At 45.8% G+C, this 19,893-nt stretch carries 16 protein-coding genes and 1 tRNA gene; 10 read left to right on the plus strand and 7 right to left on the minus strand.

All coding sequences use genetic code 11. The features are described from left to right. Positions 1-150 precede the first annotated feature (150 nt). Both AZI87_RS00920 and AZI87_RS00925 read left to right on the plus strand, forming a co-directional pair. Entirely contained in the window at positions 151-537 is a 387-nt protein-coding gene (locus tag AZI87_RS00920) for a hypothetical protein (RefSeq protein WP_063204574.1), read from the plus strand. A 163-nt stretch (positions 538-700) separates the two neighbouring features. Beyond that, positions 701-1,189: a site-specific integrase gene (locus AZI87_RS00925; protein ID WP_063204575.1), complete on the plus strand. Its 489-nt coding sequence runs from the start codon at positions 701-703 to the stop codon at positions 1,187-1,189. Positions 1,190-1,323: 134 nt separating this feature from the next. Here AZI87_RS00925 and AZI87_RS00930 read toward each other — a convergent pair. Further along, positions 1,324-1,400: transfer RNA gene (locus tag AZI87_RS00930), tRNA-Met, on the minus strand. A 196-nt stretch (positions 1,401-1,596) separates the two neighbouring features. Here AZI87_RS00930 and AZI87_RS00935 point away from each other — a divergent pair. Both AZI87_RS00935 and AZI87_RS00940 read left to right on the plus strand, forming a co-directional pair. Further along, positions 1,597-3,039, plus strand: a complete 1,443-nt coding sequence (locus tag AZI87_RS00935; protein WP_063204576.1) for a carboxypeptidase-like regulatory domain-containing protein — start codon at positions 1,597-1,599, stop codon at positions 3,037-3,039. Continuing rightward, positions 3,011-3,523 (plus strand): hypothetical protein, encoded by a 513-nt coding sequence (locus AZI87_RS00940; protein ID WP_063204577.1) that lies wholly within the window; start codon positions 3,011-3,013, stop codon positions 3,521-3,523. Before AZI87_RS00935 ends, AZI87_RS00940 begins: the two co-directional genes overlap by 29 nt. On the opposite strand, the gene AZI87_RS00945 is transcribed toward AZI87_RS00940, so the two are convergent. Together AZI87_RS00945 and AZI87_RS00950 are read right to left on the minus strand one after the other, a co-directional pair. Then, entirely contained in the window at positions 3,520-4,254 is a 735-nt protein-coding gene (locus tag AZI87_RS00945; RefSeq protein WP_063204578.1) for a HEAT repeat domain-containing protein, read from the minus strand. The genes AZI87_RS00940 and AZI87_RS00945 overlap by 4 nt on opposite strands. Positions 4,255-4,257: 3 nt before the next feature. Next, on the minus strand, positions 4,258-5,244 hold the full coding sequence (locus AZI87_RS00950) for a hypothetical protein (RefSeq protein WP_253696297.1): 987 nt from the start codon (positions 5,242-5,244) through the stop codon (positions 4,258-4,260). Positions 5,245-5,359: 115 nt separating this feature from the next. On the opposite strand from AZI87_RS00950, the gene AZI87_RS00955 reads away from it, so the two are divergent. Genes AZI87_RS00955 through AZI87_RS00965 form a run of 3 tightly spaced genes read left to right on the plus strand, consistent with a single transcriptional unit; the run spans position 5,360 to position 8,107 of the window. Then, positions 5,360-6,715, plus strand: a complete 1,356-nt coding sequence (locus AZI87_RS00955) for a dihydroorotase (protein WP_063204579.1) — start codon at positions 5,360-5,362, stop codon at positions 6,713-6,715. Then, positions 6,712-7,290 (plus strand): inner membrane-spanning protein YciB, encoded by a 579-nt coding sequence (locus AZI87_RS00960; RefSeq protein ID WP_063204580.1) that lies wholly within the window; start codon positions 6,712-6,714, stop codon positions 7,288-7,290. Before AZI87_RS00955 ends, AZI87_RS00960 begins: the two co-directional genes overlap by 4 nt. 1 nt (position 7,291) lies before the next feature. After that, positions 7,292-8,107: a DUF6279 family lipoprotein gene (locus tag AZI87_RS00965; RefSeq protein ID WP_063204581.1), complete on the plus strand. Its 816-nt coding sequence runs from the start codon at positions 7,292-7,294 to the stop codon at positions 8,105-8,107. Here AZI87_RS00965 and AZI87_RS00970 read toward each other — a convergent pair. The 3 genes from AZI87_RS00970 to AZI87_RS00985 all read right to left on the minus strand — a co-directional run bounded on the left by AZI87_RS00970 (position 8,104) and on the right by AZI87_RS00985 (position 15,910). After that, positions 8,104-8,919 carry an enoyl-CoA hydratase-related protein gene (locus AZI87_RS00970; protein WP_063204582.1) on the minus strand — a complete coding sequence of 272 codons (816 nt, stop codon included), beginning with the start codon at positions 8,917-8,919 and terminating at the stop codon, positions 8,104-8,106. The two genes, AZI87_RS00965 and AZI87_RS00970, sit on opposite strands and share 4 nt — an antisense overlap. Before the next feature lie 42 nt (positions 8,920-8,961). Beyond that, entirely contained in the window at positions 8,962-13,782 is a 4,821-nt protein-coding gene (locus AZI87_RS00975; protein ID WP_063204583.1) for a hypothetical protein, read from the minus strand. A gap of 574 nt (positions 13,783-14,356) precedes the next feature. After that, on the minus strand, positions 14,357-15,910 hold the full coding sequence (locus AZI87_RS00985; RefSeq protein ID WP_063204585.1) for a S8 family serine peptidase: 1,554 nt from the start codon (positions 15,908-15,910) through the stop codon (positions 14,357-14,359). Between the two features lie 173 nt (positions 15,911-16,083). Here AZI87_RS00985 and AZI87_RS00990 point away from each other — a divergent pair, with 173 nt between their 5' ends. The 3 genes from AZI87_RS00990 to AZI87_RS01000 all read left to right on the plus strand — a co-directional run bounded on the left by AZI87_RS00990 (position 16,084) and on the right by AZI87_RS01000 (position 19,445). Next, the gene (locus tag AZI87_RS00990) at positions 16,084-16,875 is read left to right on the plus strand and encodes an undecaprenyl-diphosphate phosphatase (protein ID WP_063204586.1); all 792 of its coding nucleotides are present in this window, start codon (positions 16,084-16,086) and stop codon (positions 16,873-16,875) included. A 23-nt stretch (positions 16,876-16,898) separates the two neighbouring features. After that, positions 16,899-18,035 carry a mechanosensitive ion channel family protein gene (locus AZI87_RS00995; RefSeq protein WP_063204587.1) on the plus strand — a complete coding sequence of 379 codons (1,137 nt, stop codon included), beginning with the start codon at positions 16,899-16,901 and terminating at the stop codon, positions 18,033-18,035. 90 nt (positions 18,036-18,125) lie between these two features. Further along, the gene (locus tag AZI87_RS01000) at positions 18,126-19,445 is read left to right on the plus strand and encodes a chloride channel protein (RefSeq protein WP_063204588.1); all 1,320 of its coding nucleotides are present in this window, start codon (positions 18,126-18,128) and stop codon (positions 19,443-19,445) included. Here AZI87_RS01000 and AZI87_RS01005 read toward each other — a convergent pair whose 3' ends face one another. Beyond that, positions 19,446-19,859, minus strand: a complete 414-nt coding sequence (locus AZI87_RS01005; protein WP_063204589.1) for a DUF3617 domain-containing protein — start codon at positions 19,857-19,859, stop codon at positions 19,446-19,448. It lies immediately after the preceding gene. Positions 19,860-19,893 lie beyond the last annotated feature (34 nt).

Genomic DNA, 19,893 nt, shown 5'->3' on the forward strand with positions numbered 1-19,893 from the left:
TGCTTTTTATATACTAGACATAAGTTTGACCATTGTCTCACCATCAATGCAACTGCATTCTCACTGGAAAATTCAGAGTTTTCTGCACGGTGCTTTTCAGCTTCCAAGCACGAATACGACCTTCTCTTGGGAATGAAATAATATGAAAATATGTATGCGAAAAATACCGAATATCGGCTGGTGATGGGTGTTTCAAAATCCGAGTCTTTCACAGCTGAACTAGATTCAGCTCAAGAAAAGACCACATTGAAAGATGTGATTGATCTTTGGAAGGATTCAAGTGGCACCAATACCCTTGGAACACACATCTATTACGATAAGCAGGTCAGCCTGCTGAGTCCACTTTTCGCAATTCCCATGCACGAATTGTCTGCAACACATATTGATGGCTTGATTGAAGAATGGAAGAAGAGAACTGCAAGCAAAAACAGAGTGTCTTACGACCGCGAACTGGAAACACTCGGCTTTTTAATTCGCTGGCACATTAACAACTATGACGATGCGGTTCCTCTTGCTCCAATCAAGTCACGTCATTAGAGAGCAAGCCAGCTCAACAAGGAGAAAAAATTCAAGCGGTCCTACATGGAGAATACGCATTGTTCTTAGCCGCACTCAAGGAGATCGGTGGTCCGATGTGGTATACACTTGGTCTTACTCAAGGGCTCCACTTTATGAGAATATCAGAGGCAGCAGCTATGAAGTGGGAAAACTTGAACTCCTTCAAGAAAACCTACCTTGTCTGCGAACATGCCATCTGGCCTCGAAACAAGAAAGATCCATTCGTAATCAAGCCAGGCAAGAAAATCAGAGCGCCCATGAACCATTCACGATTGCTTTATTTACGAACGTAGCCGAAGCGTTGAGTGAATTAAAAGGCGAAGTTAAGAGTGATCTGATCTTTACAGAAGATGGAAGTTTGCTTGCATACAGAAGAATCCAGCACATGTACGATTCGACATTCAAAAAGGCTGGTCTACCGTTCTCAGGGACACACATTCTGAGACATACTGGCGCGACACTTTTCCAACACTACAGCGAAGGCGACAAACTCGCATTGCAAGCATTAGGTGGATGGAAAACGTCTCGGCAGCCAGAACACTATGCAAAGATTCTCTCAAGTGTAGGCAGAACAGCCATCGACAAGATCGAAAGCAAAGGCAAACTTGTACTGCTTAAAACAAAGAAATGATCCGCTACCTGATGGCATTTGATGGCAAATCGCCAATCTTAGATTTCAAATGACCGACCTAAAATTCGTAAGTCATTGAATTTTGAGCAAAAAAAAAAAAAAAAAAAGCCGTCCGAAGACAGCTTTTATAAAATTGGTAGTGAGAGGCGGACTTGAACCGCCGACCTACGGATTATGATTCCGTTGCTCTAACCAGCTGAGCTACCCCACCACACGAATCACACAAAGGTTTCCCCATGCGTGAGGCACGATTTTTAATTGTTAGAGTGCACTAAGTCAATAATGGGCTTTGCGTTATAACGCGAATTTTAAATATTCCTATCTTTCCTCGCCTTAGGTCTTGACCCAGCCGGAATCTCACACTGCAATGACAGGTGTAGTAAGAAAACCACGGAGGGGGATATACTATGAAAAAACTAATGATGGCACTTGCCGTGCCGGCCGTCCTTATTGGCTGTTCAAAGGATAATAAGCCTAAAAAACCGACATCCGACAACGTTACTAGCCTATTTTGGATGCAAGAAGCCCAAGTCATCACGATCACGACTGTTGATGGCAACCCAATTCAAAATGCTCAAATCTTAATCGGCGACGCTTTGGATGCTCCATTTTCGGGCAATTTCTTGACGACAGATGCAAATGGCCAAGTGGCGATTCCAGCAGCTTGGACAACGGTAGAATCTGTAACAGTGGCAGCTCCCGGCTATGTTCGTGCGACATATTTCGCACAAGAGCCAGGTCCAATCAGCTTCAAACTTCGCGCGCAGCCAACAAAAACTCAATATGAAGTTAAAGGGATCTCTTCCGGTCTTCCGATCCAAGATAAAGATGGATTTGTGGACTTTGCACTGGTGATGCCGGCTTTCACAAAACTCGATATGCTGGCGTTCGACATTAATAATGTGATCAGCCCGCAAACAGATCGTATTTCAGCGATGGGACAAGATATTGATGTACCAGCGAACATCTCGCTTCCAAAACAAAGCGAAAAATATTCTTTGTTCACAATCACTTTGGATAAACCAAACTATCGTATTTACTACGGCCAACAAGGTGTGAACCGCGTTTTCGCGGCTCGCGGACGCTTCCCGTTCAAATCTACTGTGGATGCTCTTCGCGACGGCGCTGAGTTCTATGAACTGATCAACGATTTCAAAATCACTGGCGGAGCCGTTCGTGATATCGAAATCAAATCAGGTCAAACAAAACTCGACATGCCAACTCGTGAATTGAATTTCACAGAGACAAAAGCAATCACGGCGCCGCAATACCGCGCGGATGAAATGTTTATCGCTGTTGGTATCGCAAACCAATCTGGTTACATGATCCCTACAGACGTTAAAAAAATCGCGCAAGGAAAGTCGGCGAACCTCAATGCACTGACAGGTTCAGATCAAAAAGTTTTGGGTGTGCTTAAAAGAACAGCAGAAATGAAAAGCGGAAACGATCGCATGAGTGCGACTCTTTTGCCATTCACTGCTGGAGCGAAACCAGAAATGCTTCCTTTGATCGCTGATCCAACAATTGCGGCCGATGGAGAAATCTTGATGCCGAAATTCAATACGGTTGCGGGAGTAAATCCGATTGCAACTTACTCTGTTCTTTCAAAAGAAGAGGAAGTTCAGCAAGGTGGCGCCAAAGTTAAAATCCTTCAGCCACAATGGGAAGTTTATTCTCAAAACTGGCTTGAGCGCATGAAACTGCCCCAATGGCCTAACGATCAGGCTATTGCAGGTAAAAAACGTTGGGAAGTAAACTTTGTTGGCTCCCAAACTGCTTCCCAAGCGCCTGTCGGTCCTGCTATGATTGAAGCCGCAACACATGTCACACACAGTTCGGTCTCTTTCTAAGAAAATTCTCGTATTACTTGTGATTCTCACAGGCTGCACTCTATTTGGTTGCAGCCTGTTTGATAAAAAGCCTTCAGCCCATCAGCGCATGGGACAAATCAACAAGCAAAAAGTTTTCTATGCCTCTTACGATTCCGTATGGAGAGCCGCGCACGCCGTTTTGAAATACCCTATCGCCCAAGAAAACCAAGACACCGGCGTTATTGAAACTGAATACATCAAAGGCCTGGATGGTTGGTTGCCACCCAATGAACAACGCCCACCCTCCAGCGGCATTCGTTATAAATTGATCATGACCTTTGCTAAAGGCACGACTCAAGGACGCGAATCCACACGCGTGACAATCGATAAAAGAATGGAAATTTTAAGAGATTTCTTTTCCGAACCAGAACCAATGGAATCCGATGGTCTTGAAGAAAAGATCATCTTCTATCGCATCGAGCGCGAGCTTGTTATTAACGAAGCTCTGAAGCGCGCAAACTAAAGAGCGATCTTTTCTTTCTTAAGATAATTCTTCCAAAGGCCTACTAAGGCGTCCGTCGATACAACAGACTTATTAAGCTTTACGCCCGTCAGTTTTTCCAAACCACGAACTGCTGGCAATTGGACACGTTGATCTTTGTCCGAAAGAAGGCCTGCAAAAATCTTAAGCTCATGATCCACGGGTTTTTTTGCCAAAACTTCGACGATCTGATGACGAATCCAAAGACTTTGCGTGTTTTTGAAATTGTATTTTTGATTAAGCTCTTCCCACAAAAGATCGCGGTTTTCTGAACTCAGGTTGTTTTCCAGCGCACTCACCGCCGCCGAGCGAACCACCAAGGCTTTATCTTTAAGAAGCTTTGTCGCTAGCTTTTGACCTTGGATAGGGTTTACTTCGGCCAAAGCTACCAGAGCCGCATTTCGCATGTACCACTGTTTGTGAGATCCGGCTTTTAATAAATCTGGCGTCGCCTTTTCGCCGCGAGCTTCCGCTGCCGCCATTAAAGCGCGCCAACGAAGACTCATGGGTTGAGCTTCATTGAAAGCCACAGAAATAAATTGAGAGTAGTGCTTATCGCCCTGGCTTTGAATTGCCATGCGACGGTTTTCACCGGGAAGTTTAAGAACTTCCATCGCCGAAGTTAAAGTACTAGATGAAGGTTTAGCTGCGACTGCGAAAGTACTTGAAGAAAGTCCAGCAAACAATACAGAGGCCACAAGAATTTTATTCATCGCTTAGCTCTTTTTAGAAACGAAGTTTTCGAATTCATTCATAAGCTTGTCAGTTTCATCGGTGGTTGCTGCGGCCTTCTGGCTGCCATCACCGGCTTTGTCCGCCGCTTTATCCAAGGCCTTTTGACCTTCAACGGCTGCTGCAAACTCTTTCATCAACTCATCATCAATCAAATCAGCTGCACCCGTGGCTGCCGGTTCAGCCGGAGCATCTGGTGTTGCGGCATCGGCTTGAACAGGAGGCTCCACAGAAACGGGCTCGCTGGGAGTTGGTTCTGGCTCAGGTTCTGGAGTTGCTTCAACAACAGGTTCAACTGCCGGAGCCGCAGGAGTCGCCGCTGGCTGCGCTCCACCCGCCTTCAAGGCCTCAAGTTCTTTTTTCAAGTTGTCATTTTCTTCGCGATACCGAGAAAGATCGGCGATGTCTTCACTGATGATTTCGTATTCAGCCAGACGAGCTTCAAGATCCCGAAGCTTTCCGTTCATCTCTTCTTTTTCAGCAGCACTCATGCCACCAGCATCACCACCGCCCGCTGCTGCCGGAGCGGCTGATGCAGCTTCCGCTGCCTGCAAAGCATCTTTCAACTGAGCTTGAAGAGCTTCTACTTTTTTTGCGCTTTCGCTTAAAGAAGAGCGAAGTTGCACGACTTCAGCCGCTGATTCCGCAGAACCACCTTCACTAGCACCCGCGTTAGAAAGAGAGGATTGCTCCATGGCATCCAAATCAACATCGGTACTAAGATCTTCAGCATGCGCAGAGCGAGAGGCTTTACCGCCGCCACCCGATTGTTGGTTCTCTAAAATTTTCTGAAGAGTTTTTTCAAGTTGAGCCGCATCTAAACCATTGCCAGCGTCAACACTGTCCCCTTTGGATTTCTTCGCAAAAAAACTGCGATAAGCCAGGATAAGAGAGAGAAGAATCACAAGAGCAACTAGGCCCTCGATGATGCGCGTATTATAATGATCCCAAAAGGAGAGGAATTTATCCATTGTCACAGTCAAAATTGTCCCTTATCCCACCCCCTCCGTCAACCAATGTACGTCGATGAAGTCTACTGGACCTTTGAATGAAGGTAATGTTAGGGTAGCCCTATCGAGGTGATACATGTCTCAACGTCCCTTTGACTTACTTATCCAAGGCGGAACTTGCCTTCTTCCCCACTCAACTTCAACGGGTTTGATCGAACAGCAGGCCGACATCGGCATCATTGATGGCCGCATTGAAAAAATCGCGACCTCTCTTCAAGGCCCTGCCTTAAAAACTATCAAAGCGACGGGCCTGCATGTGCTTCCAGGAGTTATCGATAGCCAGGTTCACTTCCGCGAACCTGGACTGACTCACAAAGAGGATCTTGAAAGCGGAACACGCGCCGCCATCCTCGGTGGAGTCACAAGCATCTTCGAAATGCCAAACACCAACCCCGGCACAACGACGGCCGAAGCCTTTCAAGATAAACTCAATCGCGCCAAAGATCGCGCACACTGCAATTATGCTTTTTTCATCGGCGGAGCTCATGACAATGTAACGAACATCGCCGAACTGGAACTTCTGCCTCATTGCTCGGGTGTGAAAATCTTTATGGGAAGCTCCACGGGAACTTTGCTGGTCGAAGATGATGAAACATTAGAAAAAATCTTAAGACAAGGTCACCGCCGCGTGATCTTCCACTCAGAAGATGAAATGCGTCTGAGAGAAAGAAAGCACATTGCGACAGAAATGGCCGACCCGCACTATCATCCGGTGTGGAGAGACGTTGAAACAGCCGTGAACTCTACGACTCGTCTTTTAAAGCTGGCCCGAAAAACCGGAAGAAAGATCCACGTTCTGCATGTTTCCACCGGTGAAGAAATGGATTTATTAAAAGACCAAAAAGACATTGCGACAGTGGAAGTACTTCCGCAGCACTTAACTTTGTACGCTCCCGACTGTTACGACAAATTGGGAACATATGCACAGCAGAATCCTCCTATTCGCGAAAAGCGACATATGGATCGCATTTGGAAGGCCGTACTTGATGGAACTGTGGATGTGATCGGTTCCGATCATGCGCCCCATACCAAAGAGGAAAAGGACCGACCTTATCCATCAAGTCCTTCCGGAGTTCCAGGTGTGCAAACACTGGTTCCTATCATGTTAAACCATGTGAATGAAGGCCGTTTAAGTTTAATTAGATTTGTCGAAATGGTGACAGCAAACCAAGCACGCGTCTTCGGCATTGTTAACAAAGGATATCTTCGCCCAGGATTTGACGCTGATGTCACGATTGTCGATCTAAAAAAACAAAAGACCATCGACAATTCTTGGATTGCAAGTAAGTGCGGATGGACTCCGTTTCATGGAATGCAGGTCAAAGGTTGGATGACCCACACCATTGTGGGCGGAAAACTTGTGATGGAAAATGACGAAGTCATTCTGCCGTCGCAAGGTCAGCCAGTGAACTTTAAGGGCACGCGTTCATGAATCCTGCCGGCAATCCGAAAGCGCAAGCGGCCAGCCTTTTCTTTGCTGGCCTTCTTCCTGTCGTCGCCTTTACTTTAATCGAAGAATACTACGGAACCATGGCCGGTTTGATTGCGGGCATGGTTTTCGGTGTGGGTGAAATTTCTTACGAGCTTTATAAATATAAAAAAGTATCAAAGATCACCTGGTTCGGAAACGGAATGCTTTTGGTTCTGGGAGGAATCTCTTTGATCTCTTCTGAAGGTTTGTGGTTTAAGCTGCAACCTGCGATCATGGAAGGCGTCTTCGCGCTCGCCTTATGGGGCTCCATAGTTATTGGAAAGCCGCTGCTAGTTTATCTCGCTGAACAACAAGGTCATCAGTTTCCCGATTTTATAAAAGAAAAAATGAAGGGCATTACATTTCGTTCCGGTCTTTTCTTTGCCATTCACACAGGTCTTGCGATTTGGGCCGCTTTGGCATGGAGCACATCCGCTTGGGCTCTATTAAAGGGATTAGGGGTCACGATTAGTTTTGTGCTGTATCTCATCATGGAGGGTGTTCTTTTACGCCGAGCCGTTTTAAAACAAAGATAGTATGAAATATTTAATTCTTCTGTCTTTCCTAATTCTTTCTTCAGCCTGCAGTCGTTCTGGCGTTATGGTGCGCATGTTTGATGATCTGGCGGTTTCAAAAGCCGATGATTATTTTGAGCTGACCAGCAAACAGCGCGAAGAACTTAAGAAAGATCTGCAAAAAGATGTCGATGTCGCTCGTAAAGAGCTTCTGCCTCAGATCGCGAAAAGTCTTCGCTCGATGGAACCCCACATCAACAAAGACAAACTGGATTCGGAAACCATCACCACCCAGATGATGGAGTTTCAAAACTACTTTAAAAAACTATCAGGCTATTTTGGCGAGACTGCGGTTAAAACCTCGTTGTCGCTGGAGCCTTCGCAAGTCTTTCACTTCGCCAAAGAGGTCCGTGAAGACATTGAAGATGATTCAGAATCTGACGCCAAAGAAAAAGTTGAAAAGCGTTATAAAAAATCTGTCGAGTTTTGGATTGGCGGCATTTCGTCCGCGCAAAAAGAAAAGATACAAAAATTCTTAAAAGAAAACCCTTTTCCCTCAAAACTTCAGAACGAGAATAAGGAATACGTTCTAAATCAGTTTCTGGAAGCTAAGAAGAATCCAGAAGCTTTAAAAAAATTCGTTAAGGACTTCTTTAATGATTATGAATCCGTTCGTCTTCCCGCTTACACCGAGGCTTTAAACAATCATAAAAAAGCCTTTCAGAAATTCTTGATTGAAGAATTCTGGAGCACGGTCAGTAAAAATCAAAAAGAGACACTAAAAGAAAATATCACAAGCCGCGCCGAGGACTTAGAAAAAATCGCTCAGTACAACTAGGTCCCAGAAAACTCGGGCGTCTTTTTATCTTTCATAGCTTGAAGAGCGGTAAAGTGGTCCGTCGTTCTTTGCGTAATGCCCTGATAAGCCGCCGACAAGTCTAAGATCGTATGAAGATCATTTAAGTAGGCCATCTTCATCGCCTTCTTCGTCATCTGCACTGCGACCGGAGCATTATTGGCAATCTTTTCTGCGAGCTTTCGCGTTTCAACCTCGAGCTGAGATTCGTCGGTAAAATAATTAAGAAGTCCCCAACGTTGTGCTTCTTCCCCCGCAATCAAGTCCCCGGTTAAAGACATCTGCATAGCTTTAGAAAAACCAATCACGCGCTGAAGAAAGAAAGTTCCACCATCGCCCGGCACCAATCCCAACTTCACAAAAGTTTCGCCAAATTTGGACTTCGCCGTTCCCACGCGAAGATCACACATCATAGCTAGATCACAACCCGCTCCAATCGCTGGGCCATTGACCATGGCAATTAAAGGCTTCGAAAGCTCTTCAATGCATTTAGGAATTTGCTGAATACCGTGAATATAGCGCATGCGAAGCTCATTGCTTTCTCCGGCGAACATTCCCGTTTTATTTTGCATGGCCTTCACATCACCACCGGCACAGAACGTGGACCCTTCACCTTTAATCACGATCACTCGGACTTGCGGATCAAAATCGGCATGCCTTAATACACGCGTTAAAGAGTCCACCATTTCTAAAGAAATCGCGTTGCTTTGATCAACATTATCCAGCGTCAACCAAAGAATATGACCAGAAAGCTGAGTTTTAAGATGCGTGAACTTTTCAGAATAGAAATCCATAGTGAGCTCCTGACTCGATTGAATCAGAAGAGCTCACCGTCATCAAGGAATGAAATATTCAATCACGGCAGGCAGACCATTTTGTTTTGCCATCATGACTAAGCGCTTAGGTTTTGCCCCTGACGCGGCCTTAACTAAAATGCGACGTCCTTCACACGTGATGCTATCTATCGGCATTGCAAGCTCTGTCAGAGTGTAATGCGTGTTTTCTACAAGCGGCCAGTTTGCCGTCGATGTTAAATCCGCAGGGTTTGTGATTGCCGCTTTATAGACTTTTCCGGCAGAACAGAAATAGATATTTCCGGAATCATAAGCAAATCCACCGGGCGCTTTGGACAGGGTTAACATCTTTCGCACATTGCCACCATAAACTACATGCATGTCTCCAGCATAAGCCGAGTCACGCACTGGATTTAAAAGCCAACCTGAAAGAGGCGCGAAATAAACGGGCGTTCCCTTATAGTGCATTCCACGCGGTCCTAAATGACAGTTGCTAGAACTTCCATCTGGACACGCATCACCCGACTGATCTTGAACGGTGACACCTGCAATATAGTTGGAAGTTGTTGGAGTTAAAAGTCGCAAGTGACTGTTGTTATGAGCTGTTCCATTCCAATGGAAATGATTCATTAAAATATTACCACTGCGATAGGCGACGATCTCTGGAGAATATCCGGTAATTAAAAGATCCGACAACGGTATTGTGGTTTGCGTGAAGCTTGCGGTTGTTCCCTCGCCATCAAGCAGGCTTTCCCAAAGACCTGTAGCTCTATTCAAACGACAGACCTTATGATACGAGACAGCAGAGTCGACATCAATCTGCACTCTGTTTTCATAACAGTTCATGTAAACGTCGCCGTTAGCAGGATTTGTCGCAAAGGGATTTGGATTCCACCAGTTCCCTAAGCGAATCAACTGAGCGTTCGCTGCGGTGGCAAAATTGATATTGCCGTTTTGCCCGTTACCTGCCACCAAACGAACTTCAGGAGAAGCTCCCGGCACGATCTCACGCATTTTATTTTCTTGGTGATCCAAAATAATGACGCTATCGCCGGCTCCGTGATCTAAATAGTGAACCATTGCTAAGCGCATGTCGGTCGCAGAGCCACCGTCACCCGCATCTTTACGTTGACCAAAAAGTGTATAGACATTGCCATTGACGACAGTCTTAATAATTCCACGAGTCGAAAAATAAATTCTTCCGTAACGATCGACAAAGGCATCATCCAGGGCCACTGCGCACGAAGTCGCCGGCGTTCCATCTGTACAAGATCCCAAGGCTCCCGTCCCTAAAACACGCGACCATGTGCCGTCATCATTAAGTTTAGAAATTGAATGTTCTGTGGCGCGATTTGAGCGATAAACTCTGCCATCCAAGGATTGAACTTCATAGTAGTTCAAACTTGAATTGGCGTAGGGATGATTCGGATGAACTCCGTTCGCGACCCAGGTGGTAATATCAAGCTCCGTCATATTCCCATAAGAATTTCCTGGGACGGGATTTGTCGCACCGACATAGGCTTTTAAGATCTCGCTTGTTTGTGGATTGTAGCGCAAGCTAAAAAAAGACCAATCTTTGACGTTCAAATCCCATGTCGGCAAATCTTTGACACCTGTTCCTGAAAAACGGAAAGCTTCCACACGAGGAACCGCTAACGATCCTTTATAAACACGGATGCGCCCTCCATTGTCTTTACCTTTATTGGGGTTGTCTGAAATAAAATAAATATCACCATTAGGCAGGGCCATAAATGGCGCGCGCTTACGAATAGCCCAGGTTTGATCATTCGTGAGATTGATTTTCACGTCACGTGGATCTGCGACGGTGTCGGCGGTGTTAGTTCCGAGATTTCCTGCCGGGTCCGCACCGATGATTGTTTCAATCGTCATGGGCTCGACGCTTGTGTCAATTCGACGAATCATGTTGCGGTCATAGACTAAAATACGATTTTGATAATCTAAAGTGGTTCTTAAAATCGCTTTAGCCCGGGCTTGCTCTACGGGAATGCCATCACCATAAGAGTCCTCGGTGCTTTTAGCTAAGCGAAGAATTAATTTCGAGTTGTTCGTCTTCGGATCAATATACATCAAACCATAAGACGAATCGTTAAAGAAAATCTTTCCGTCGGTCGTCACTAACAATGTACCCGGAGCGGTGTCATTGCCGACTGCGGTATTAAACACGGTCTGCTTCGCGTTTCCATTGTGACCGGGGTCTTGATTTCCCGCGAGCAGATTTAATAGACCACTGTTTAAAGGTGGACTTGTCACTTGCGCCGTCTGACCGTAATTGTCAGTCACACGCACTTGCAACTTGAAGAATGTGTCGTTAGGGAAGGTCGAATTCCAAACAAAGCATCCCGTGTGAGGAGCGGAATAACTGCAACTTGATCCATTCGTAGAGTTATTTGCTAAAGAATCATCAATCAAAGTATAAGAACTTCCATCTAATGAGGAATAAAGTTCCACTTTCGTGATGCTGCCATTATCTGAAGCCTTCCACTTAATATAAACCGGCGCATTGTTGGCAAAATTCATGTCGCCATTAATAGGCGGCGTATTCGGAGTCGCAGAGTTCACAGTCAGGATATCCGACACTATTGGAGAAGGGTCATTGATATATTCAATAGTGTTATAATCTTTTTTAAGCGTCGCCGAATTCGTGCTGATATTGCCAGCCACATCGCGCACCCATGCATAGATGTTATAAGAGCCAAAATTAATCCCTAAGAAGAAATCAAAATCGACAAGTATCAAATCCGGCAATTCTTCCAAACCTGGTTTCGGAGCTTTAACTCCCACCCAACAAGAATCATTCGCGGCTGGAACAGAGCTGGACGTCTTTAAACAGAAATCCTTCACAGCCGTTTCTGCATCATGCGCTTGTAAGCTCACCGTGACATAGGATCGTACAGTATCATCTGGAGTAAGTGAGCCATTGATTTTTAATTGATTAGCCGTGATCGTCGGCGGAGTCACATCCAGAACCACATCAAAAGTATTTGAAACACCATAGCCGATATTGCCATAGTCATCCGTTAAAACGGCGCGCACTTTCAAACCGGTATAAAAACTTGTCGGTGTCCACGAGATCTCAAAGGACTTATTATTCATGGGCCCGGCAAGTCCCAAAGTACGACTGGTCGCCGCCGTCCACGTCGTGCCATCCGTTGAGTATTGCAAACTTAAAGTGGCTGCCGCAGAAACTGTGGCTTCGGTGACTCTGACGACAAAAGGATACGCCACATTTTTTGCTAACGTAGGAACCGCATCCAAAGTCATGATCGGAGCTTTACTGTCATAAGTGATCGTAAAAACTGTCGCGGTGGAAATATTTCCCGCCTCATCACGAGCGTAAAAACGAATATTGCGCAGTCCCTGCTGATCTGAAACGCTTAAGTCATATTGATAATTCTGAGACGCCGTTGAACAACTGATCCAGCCCGCATCTCCAAGAGCTGGCGGCGCATTAACCTCTTTCATTAAAATCATCGTGTGATCCGAACAATCATTCACCGTGAATTTAGCTACCGGCACACTCGTTGTCGCTGAAGTATTTAAAGTCACGTTCGGTGGAACAATCTGCGTATCCTTGATCACACCATGATTTAATACTGATGAGCCATTTCCCGCCGCATCTGAAGAAGTGACAGAAATATTCTTAGCACCATCCACGGCTGACAAAGTCAGGTTGATTGAATAAGAGCCACCGGCAGAACAAGTTTGCACTGAAGGAGAGGGAGTAAAATTACCGTTTGCGGTCACCGTGAGTCCTGCCTCACAAGTTCCTGATAACGTAAAGGTCGAATGGATTTTCTGCCCCGCAACGGGGCTTGCAATCGTTAGCACCGGCGCCGTTTTGTCAATCACGACCGCCGCACTTTCAAAAACGCCGGATGAGGAAGCCCAGTTGTTCGCTTGATCTCCGGCTAAAACACAAAGACGATAAGAGCCGTCTCCACTAAAGCTCAATGGAATATCCGTCCCCGCCGCCACAGGAGTGGTCGCCATTAAAGCACTATACTGGCTGGAACAATCGGCATCTTTGACAATCACGTAGCGATATTGGGTGCCACCATCACTAGGCAAAGTTACAGACACGAACCGTGTTGAATCGTTATTACTAAGTGCACTCCCTAAAGATCCCAAACTTGGAAGAAGCAAAGGCGCAATCGTATCTTTATTAAAACTAACGCTTGTCGCAGTTCCAACGTTCTTAGCTACGTCAGACTGTTTAACAGTAAAAACGTTGGAACCTTCGAGCAACCCATCACCAACAACCGTCGTTGCAAAGGTGCCATCACTTTGACAGGAGATCGTCGAAAGCACGACACTTCCCGAAAGAATCTGCACATCACCATCAGCACTTTCGCAAGTTCCCGCTAACGGAATCGAAGAAATAGAATCGAGCCCCAAGTGCGCGGGCAACACAGAAGTAAAAGAAACCACCGGCGCAACGACGTCCTTTAAAACCGAAGACTCGGTACTTGAAGGCACACCCGTTTTTGATTTGATTGAAAGAACCACTTTGTAAGCAGTGTCAGTCCAATCTTGAGTATCGATCTGCAATTCAAACTTACTATTGGTACAAAGTGTTGAGTACTGATGAGTCTCATGCAAAGCCAACGAAGAGTTCTCAGGAACAAACGAGATCTGAATATTCTGATTCTCGTAATAACACTCCCCTTGAACACTCACATTATTTACATCAGAGGATTTATTGATAACAAAAGACTCAAGACGCTCCCCTGAAGAATCCGTCAAAACAGGAGGAGTCAGAGCATTAAAATCCAAAAGATTGCCACTGAGCGTACACCCAGCAATAACGTACATTCCAAACAGGATTCCAGCGACGTTCCTCATATTATATTCATCGGAACGCCGAAACCGATTCTAAATACTACAAATCATATTCAAGTTCACTATCTCAAGCAGAGACATGACGAATGTTCCACCAACATCCGAACACTCCAACTATTTAATTTTCACATCGAATAATTGTTCTAAGACCAAAATCCCCCTCTGAAAAAACCAAAAAAACCCGGTGCTCTTCCTAAAAATCCCGCAATAATCTAGCCCCCGAATTTCCCCAACGGCGCAGCCCCAAAAAAAACGAATAATACCGCTCTTCTGCCAACACAACAGCGGACAAAAACTCCCACGCAAACATTTTATTTTATGAAGATGGCTTTGAGTTCTAGCAGAATTTGCTTTGGGGAAAGCCCCTTAGGATGCCCGTCCGAAGGAAGGCCTTTGCCGGCGCAGGATGCGCGAACCGCCGGAACGGCGGCGGCAACCGAGCCCGGAAGGCGTGCCGACCGAAGCGACGGGAAGCCTAAGGGGCTTTCCCCAAAGCAAATCCCTCGTAAGAAACCAAAACTCAAACCCCAAAAACGAAAAAAGGCCCCCGTAAGGGAGCCTTTCGAAACCGCCAAGATTACTGTTGGCAGAATGGTAGATCTGGTTGCAGTTGGCAGATAATCTGACAAATCATAGGATCGCCCAATGGGCATTCACCCGGCTCACCTGGGTTGCCTGGATCAGGAAGACCGCCACCGTTGTCTGGAGGATTTGGATTTGTACCACCAGATTTAGCACCTACATTGATGTTCAATGTAGAAGCCGTTTTACCGTCAGCATCTGTCACAGTCACAGTAGTTGAACCGTTAGCAACCGCAGTCAAAGTACCGCTGTTGTCTACAGTCGCAACTGAAGCGTTTGAAGAAGCGAACTTGAATGGAGCTTTACCGTGAAGAACGGAAAGTGCCAATGTAGAAGAAGGTTGGATAGTTGCTGCCGCAGGAACTACAACCATTTTCTTAGACATAACTGCTTCAACAGCTTCGTAAGCGTCAACGCGGCAGTTACATGCAGTTTCGATAGAAACTTTAGCACCTGTCGTTTGAAGAATCGCACGAACTTGAGCACCAGTTAGTGAAGGATCTTGAGCTTTCATCAAAGCTACTAGGCCAGATACAAGCGGAGTTGCCATTGAAGTACCAGAAAGGTTTCCGTACTTATTGTTTGGCAATGTGCTCATGATGTTTTCACCAGGAGCTGCTACGTGAACAGTCGCTGTACCGTAGTTAGACCAAGATGGTTTTGCATCAGATGCGCCAGAAGCTGCAACTGTGATTGAGTTCGGGAAACCGTTGTTTGCCGGATACATCTCAGTTTTATCGTTGTTTTTACCATCGTTAGCTGCGGCTGCGATGAAGATAACACCTTTATCGTCAGCACGTTTGATCGCCTCAAGAAGAGGAGCTGCTGTAGAACGTGGAACCGCCGCACCCCAAGATGCAGAGATAATGTGCGCGCCTTTTTCTACCGCGTAATCGATAGCTTTGATCGCATTGTTCAAGTCACCAGAACCGTCTTCACCCAAGAAGCGAAGTGGCATCATAGAAACTTCTGGAGCCAAACCGATGATACCACCGTCAACCAAACCAGTTGCACCTACTGCGCCCGCGCAGTGAGTACCGTGACCTGGATTTTGGAAGCCTGTTTTATCCATTGGATCTGCATCGTTTTCTTTGAAGTCATAACCTTGGATCATGTTTGGAGCCAAAGCTGGATGGCGGTAGTCAACGCCTGTATCGATAACAGCTACGATCACGTTGCGGTTTCCTTTGTTACCCGCACGTTGCCAAGCTTTTTCAGCTTGAACTTTCGCGATCGCCCATTGCTCTTTTAATGCCGCGGCATCAACTGGAGCTGTGAAAGCTTTCAATTTGAAGTTTGGAACTACGTACTCAACGCCTGGTTGAGAAAGAAGGCTCGCCAAAGCTTGTGCTTCGTGGCTCTTTACGATGTTCACTTTCACAAGACTTGCTGTTGCGTTGTGATCAGTCATTTGAACAGTCGCAACTTTAGACATTGTCATTGTGTTAAGCATGTTGAGCGCGCTTGTGTTCTTATATTTCACCAAGTATTCGCCAGCGAACGCCTGAGAACCGAACAACAACGCACCTAATAATAATGCACGTTTCATTTTTACCCCCTCCGTGGTGAAAAAATCATATTCAGATTTCAGCCACAAATGTTAGGAAAATCTTAAATAAATCTTAAATTTTTTGACACATTCCATCGAATATTGAACCCACCGGGGCAATTCTGAAGAATGAAGCGCACTGATTTCCAACAGCCAACCAAGGGAACTTCCGAATGAATTATCTGCATGCGATCATCCTGGGTATTGTCGAAGGCATCACTGAATTTCTACCGATCTCCTCTACCGGTCACATGGTTATTGCCAGCTCCGTGATGGGGATTCATGACGATCAGTTTGTTAAAAACTTTGAAGTCATCATCCAATTCGGTGCGATTTTGTCAGTGCTCGTTTTGTACTGGAAACGCTTCCTTCCCGACTGGAACTTCTACAAAAAACTTTTCGTTGCCTTCCTGCCAACTGGCATTATCGGTTTCTTCGTGAAAGACATCGTCGATCAACTTTTAGGAAGCGTGCAGGTCGTTGCGTGGGCATTGATCATCGGCGGAGCCATCCTAGTATGGTCCGACCGGGTTTTTGCGCACCTGACGGCTATGGGGCGCAAAACCGACGATCTTTCTTACGGGGATTCCGTGAAACTTGGATTGTTTCAAGCGATCGCGATGATTCCGGGAGTTTCTCGGTCCGCAGCCACCATCATGGGCGGCTTGACGCTTGGCATGAATAAAAAAGAAGCAGCCGAATTTTCATTCTTCTTAGCCGTTCCAACCATGGCCGCAGCGACCGGTTATAAATTGTTGAAAGTCTATAAGTCGATAGAGCCTGGACAAATCGGCGTGCTGGCTGTCGGTTGTGTTGTCGCATTTATCGTAGCGATGTTGGCGATTAAGTTTTTCATTAATATCGTCGCTCGTTATGGCTTTAGAGGTTTTGGTTATTATCGCATCGTCCTTGGCATCATCATCCTTATTATGCTTTATACCGGACACAACCTGCAGCTGACTTAAGATTTCATCTTTAAAGGTACGACATGGAAAAGTTTCTTTTTGAACAGACCGAACTCTTCTCTCACGATCTCACGGTGGCATTGAAGTCCACCGTCTTTGTTATTCCAAACTGGAAATGGGGCGCTTTGGCTGTGGCTCTGCTTCTCGGTTTTTTACTTCGCCCGGTGTTTCAGTTCATTCTAAAAGAATTTAAAAAACACAACCCTTTCATCAAAAAATTCCCGAACACCTTTACGGCCTACTTCTTATCGATGCCGTTAGAGCGTCCGGTCGCTTGGCTCTTAGTGATCTTTTTCTGGTTCGCCGTCGGGGATGCTATCGAACTTTCCGGAAAATTTGGCACTTACTATGACCATATTTTAAGAGGCTTGGTCGCACTTTATCTGATTCGCGTGATTTATTACGCGGTCGACGCTATCACGCGCGTCTTTATGGATGTAGCGGCAAAAACAGAAAGCACCTATGACGATCAACTTGTTCCTTTCGCTTCACGTGCGATGAAAGTCGTTGTTGTCGTTCTTGGTGTTCTGATCGCCCTGCAAAGTTTTGGTCTAAACGTTATGTCATTGCTTGCCGGTCTGGGACTGGGAGGTTTGGCCTTAGCCCTAGCAGCTCAAGATACAGCCGCAAATCTTTTTGGTTCGATCACTATTTTGGTCGACCATCCTTTTAAAATCGGCGACTGGGTGAAAGTGAAGGACATGGAAGGAACTGTTGAAGAAATCGGCTTTCGTTCCACTCGCATTCGCACGTTTTACAACTCTGTGATTACTATTCCCAATGCCATGATGGCCAAAGAGACGATCGATAATATGGGAGTTCGCCCGGCAAGACGAATTCGTCAGATTCTGGGACTGGCATACGAAACTCCTCCAGAAAAAATCGAGCAGTTCTGCGATCAAGTTCGCTATCTTCTGACTCAACATAAAGAAGTAAATCCTGACACGGTCACCGTGGCGTTTAACAATTATAATGCTTCTTCCTTAGATGTGTTGGTCAACTTTCACATCAATGTTGCGACCGGCGCAGATGAGCTCAAGCTCCAGCAGCAGATCTTCATTGAGATTCTAAAAATTGCAGCACAAATCAAAGTTGATTTCGCATACCCGACCCAAACAGTTTACTACAAGAATCCTGAAATCACTTCGTCTCCTTCCTAGGAGTCGAAGTGTGAAGGCACACATTTGCTAACGCACCGTTTCGATGCGCAGTGATGTGCGCCTCTTGCAAAATGCTGCTACTAAAGATGGATGCGTCCATCCGATATTCTTCATCACGAACACGTTAAAAAAGCTCAGAGTAAAATCTTCTTCAATCTTCCCTTTTGGGTGGCAGCAGGAATCGCTGCCGTCATCTCTGTTCTTTACAATATGCTTTTTAAAATCTGCGAAGAATGGGCGCTTCATAACTCCCACTCCCCCATTCTATTGATCACAGCCCCTTTAGCCATCTTGGTTTCTTTTCTTATTGGGCATTTCATTTCCAAAGAAGCTTTGGGAAGTGGTATTCCGCAGGTTTTAGCAGCCGCTGAAATGGCACCGTCAAATCATCCCTTCTTGCAAAAGCTTTTAAGCATTCGCATGCTCTTTGCAAAAATCATCGGTTCATCTCTTTGTGTGCTTGGCGGGGGCGTCACGGGGCGCGAAGGCCCGACATTGCAAGTATCTGCAGCCGTATTTTATCAGCTATCTAAACTTTGGCCTCAGCGTTTTCCGAAGCCGCAACTGCCTTCGATGATCTTAGCGGGAGGTGCTGCGGGTTTAGCATCTGCTTTTAATACGCCCCTAGGGGGAATTGTTTTTGCCATTGAAGAGATGTCAAAAACTCATGTCAGTGTCATTCGCACGGCGGTCTTTCAAGCGGTCATTATCGCGGGCATCTTGGCGCAACTGTTTTTAGGAAATTATTTATACTTAGGCGACGCCCGTTTTCAAACCTACACCTGGCACGCCCTTTATCAGACAGTGGCCATTGCGGGTATCATCGGTGTCGCCGGAAGCTTTTTTGCTGAAAGTCTTTTTCGCGTCACCTCGTGGAGAAATAAGAAATCTTTTTGGATCAAAGTTCTTTTGACGCTGATTTTTGGTGTTCTCCTGAGTCTCACCATTTATCTTTGCGGTCCGTCAACAGTAGGTGCAGGAAAAACCGTGATGGTTTCTTTGCTTGAACATCCGACGGCGCCGTCTGATATTTCCGTTCCGGCGGGACGTATCTTTGGAAATTTCTTTACCTATATTGGCGGAGTGATCGGAGGCGTTTTTGCCCCTGCTTTAGCTAGCGGAGCCACCTTGGGGCAATTCCTGGCGCAAAGTTTTGGTTTTGAATACGTGAAGCTTATGATCATGGTAGGAATGGTGGCGTTCTTAACCGGCATCACGCGCACACCCTTTACCTCTTTTGTTCTGGTCCTTGAAATGAGTGACTCTCATGAGATCATTCTTTATTTAATGCTCTCTTCAATCGTGGCCAACGTAACAGCGCGACTTGTGAATTCCAAATCGTTTTACGAACAAGTGGCTCACGGCATTCTACAACAGAATGCCCCGGAACTTTTAGAAAAGAAGCACTGATTATTTTTTGCAAACACGGGTCCACTGGCCTGTCAGTTTCAAAGTCGCTTGCGAAGGAATCACATTATAAGTTCCTTCTGCTTCTCCGTTTAAATCATAACTTCTAGGCGTCACTCTGCCGCGCAAAGTGCCCTTGGCATTGAGCTCACTCTTTTTACAACTTAACGAGGCTTGAAGTTTTTCACCCTTTAAGTTCCAGTTGTCTAACTTACAGTCGTTCTTCTTTAATTCTTTGATGATCGTTTCTTTGACGTTTTTTGTTTGAGAAGCAGAAATACACTCTTCCGCTTCAGCTGGAGGAAGTGGCAATCCATTCAGGACTAAAACACTTTTCGTTTTCCAAAGACCCGGTTCTAGTTTTTGAGCAAAAGCGACTGAAGATAAAAGAAGTAACAGGATGATGGTGCTTTTCATAAGTCCTCCCAAGTCTTAACTGTACCAGGAAGGA

The sequence above is a fragment of the Bdellovibrio bacteriovorus genome (assembly GCF_001592745.1).
GTDB classification, from domain to species: Bacteria; Bdellovibrionota; Bdellovibrionia; order Bdellovibrionales; family Bdellovibrionaceae; genus Bdellovibrio; species Bdellovibrio bacteriovorus_B.

Bases quoted from the DNA above. Each gene is read 5' to 3' on its own strand.
- AZI87_RS00985 (WP_063204585.1), bottom strand. From the start codon at position 15,910: ATGAAACGTGCATTATTATTAGGTGCGTTGTTGTTCGGTTCTCAGGCG.
- AZI87_RS01000 (WP_063204588.1), top strand. From the start codon at position 18,126: ATGCGTCCATCCGATATTCTTCATCACGAACACGTTAAAAAAGCTCAG.
- AZI87_RS00975 (WP_063204583.1), bottom strand. From the start codon at position 13,782: ATGAGGAACGTCGCTGGAATCCTGTTTGGAATGTACGTTATTGCTGGG.
- AZI87_RS00955 (WP_063204579.1), top strand. From the start codon at position 5,360: ATGTCTCAACGTCCCTTTGACTTACTTATCCAAGGCGGAACTTGCCTT.
- AZI87_RS00990 (WP_063204586.1), top strand. From the start codon at position 16,084: ATGAATTATCTGCATGCGATCATCCTGGGTATTGTCGAAGGCATCACT.
- AZI87_RS00920 (WP_063204574.1), top strand. From the start codon at position 151: ATGTATGCGAAAAATACCGAATATCGGCTGGTGATGGGTGTTTCAAAA.
- AZI87_RS00940 (WP_063204577.1), top strand. From the start codon at position 3,011: ATGTCACACACAGTTCGGTCTCTTTCTAAGAAAATTCTCGTATTACTT.
- AZI87_RS00995 (WP_063204587.1), top strand. From the start codon at position 16,899: ATGGAAAAGTTTCTTTTTGAACAGACCGAACTCTTCTCTCACGATCTC.
- AZI87_RS00935 (WP_063204576.1), top strand. From the start codon at position 1,597: ATGAAAAAACTAATGATGGCACTTGCCGTGCCGGCCGTCCTTATTGGC.
- AZI87_RS01005 (WP_063204589.1), bottom strand. From the start codon at position 19,859: ATGAAAAGCACCATCATCCTGTTACTTCTTTTATCTTCAGTCGCTTTT.
- AZI87_RS00970 (WP_063204582.1), bottom strand. From the start codon at position 8,919: ATGGATTTCTATTCTGAAAAGTTCACGCATCTTAAAACTCAGCTTTCT.
- AZI87_RS00950 (WP_253696297.1), bottom strand. From the start codon at position 5,244: ATGGATAAATTCCTCTCCTTTTGGGATCATTATAATACGCGCATCATC.
- AZI87_RS00960 (WP_063204580.1), top strand. From the start codon at position 6,712: ATGAATCCTGCCGGCAATCCGAAAGCGCAAGCGGCCAGCCTTTTCTTT.
- AZI87_RS00945 (WP_063204578.1), bottom strand. From the start codon at position 4,254: ATGAATAAAATTCTTGTGGCCTCTGTATTGTTTGCTGGACTTTCTTCA.
- AZI87_RS00965 (WP_063204581.1), top strand. From the start codon at position 7,292: ATGAAATATTTAATTCTTCTGTCTTTCCTAATTCTTTCTTCAGCCTGC.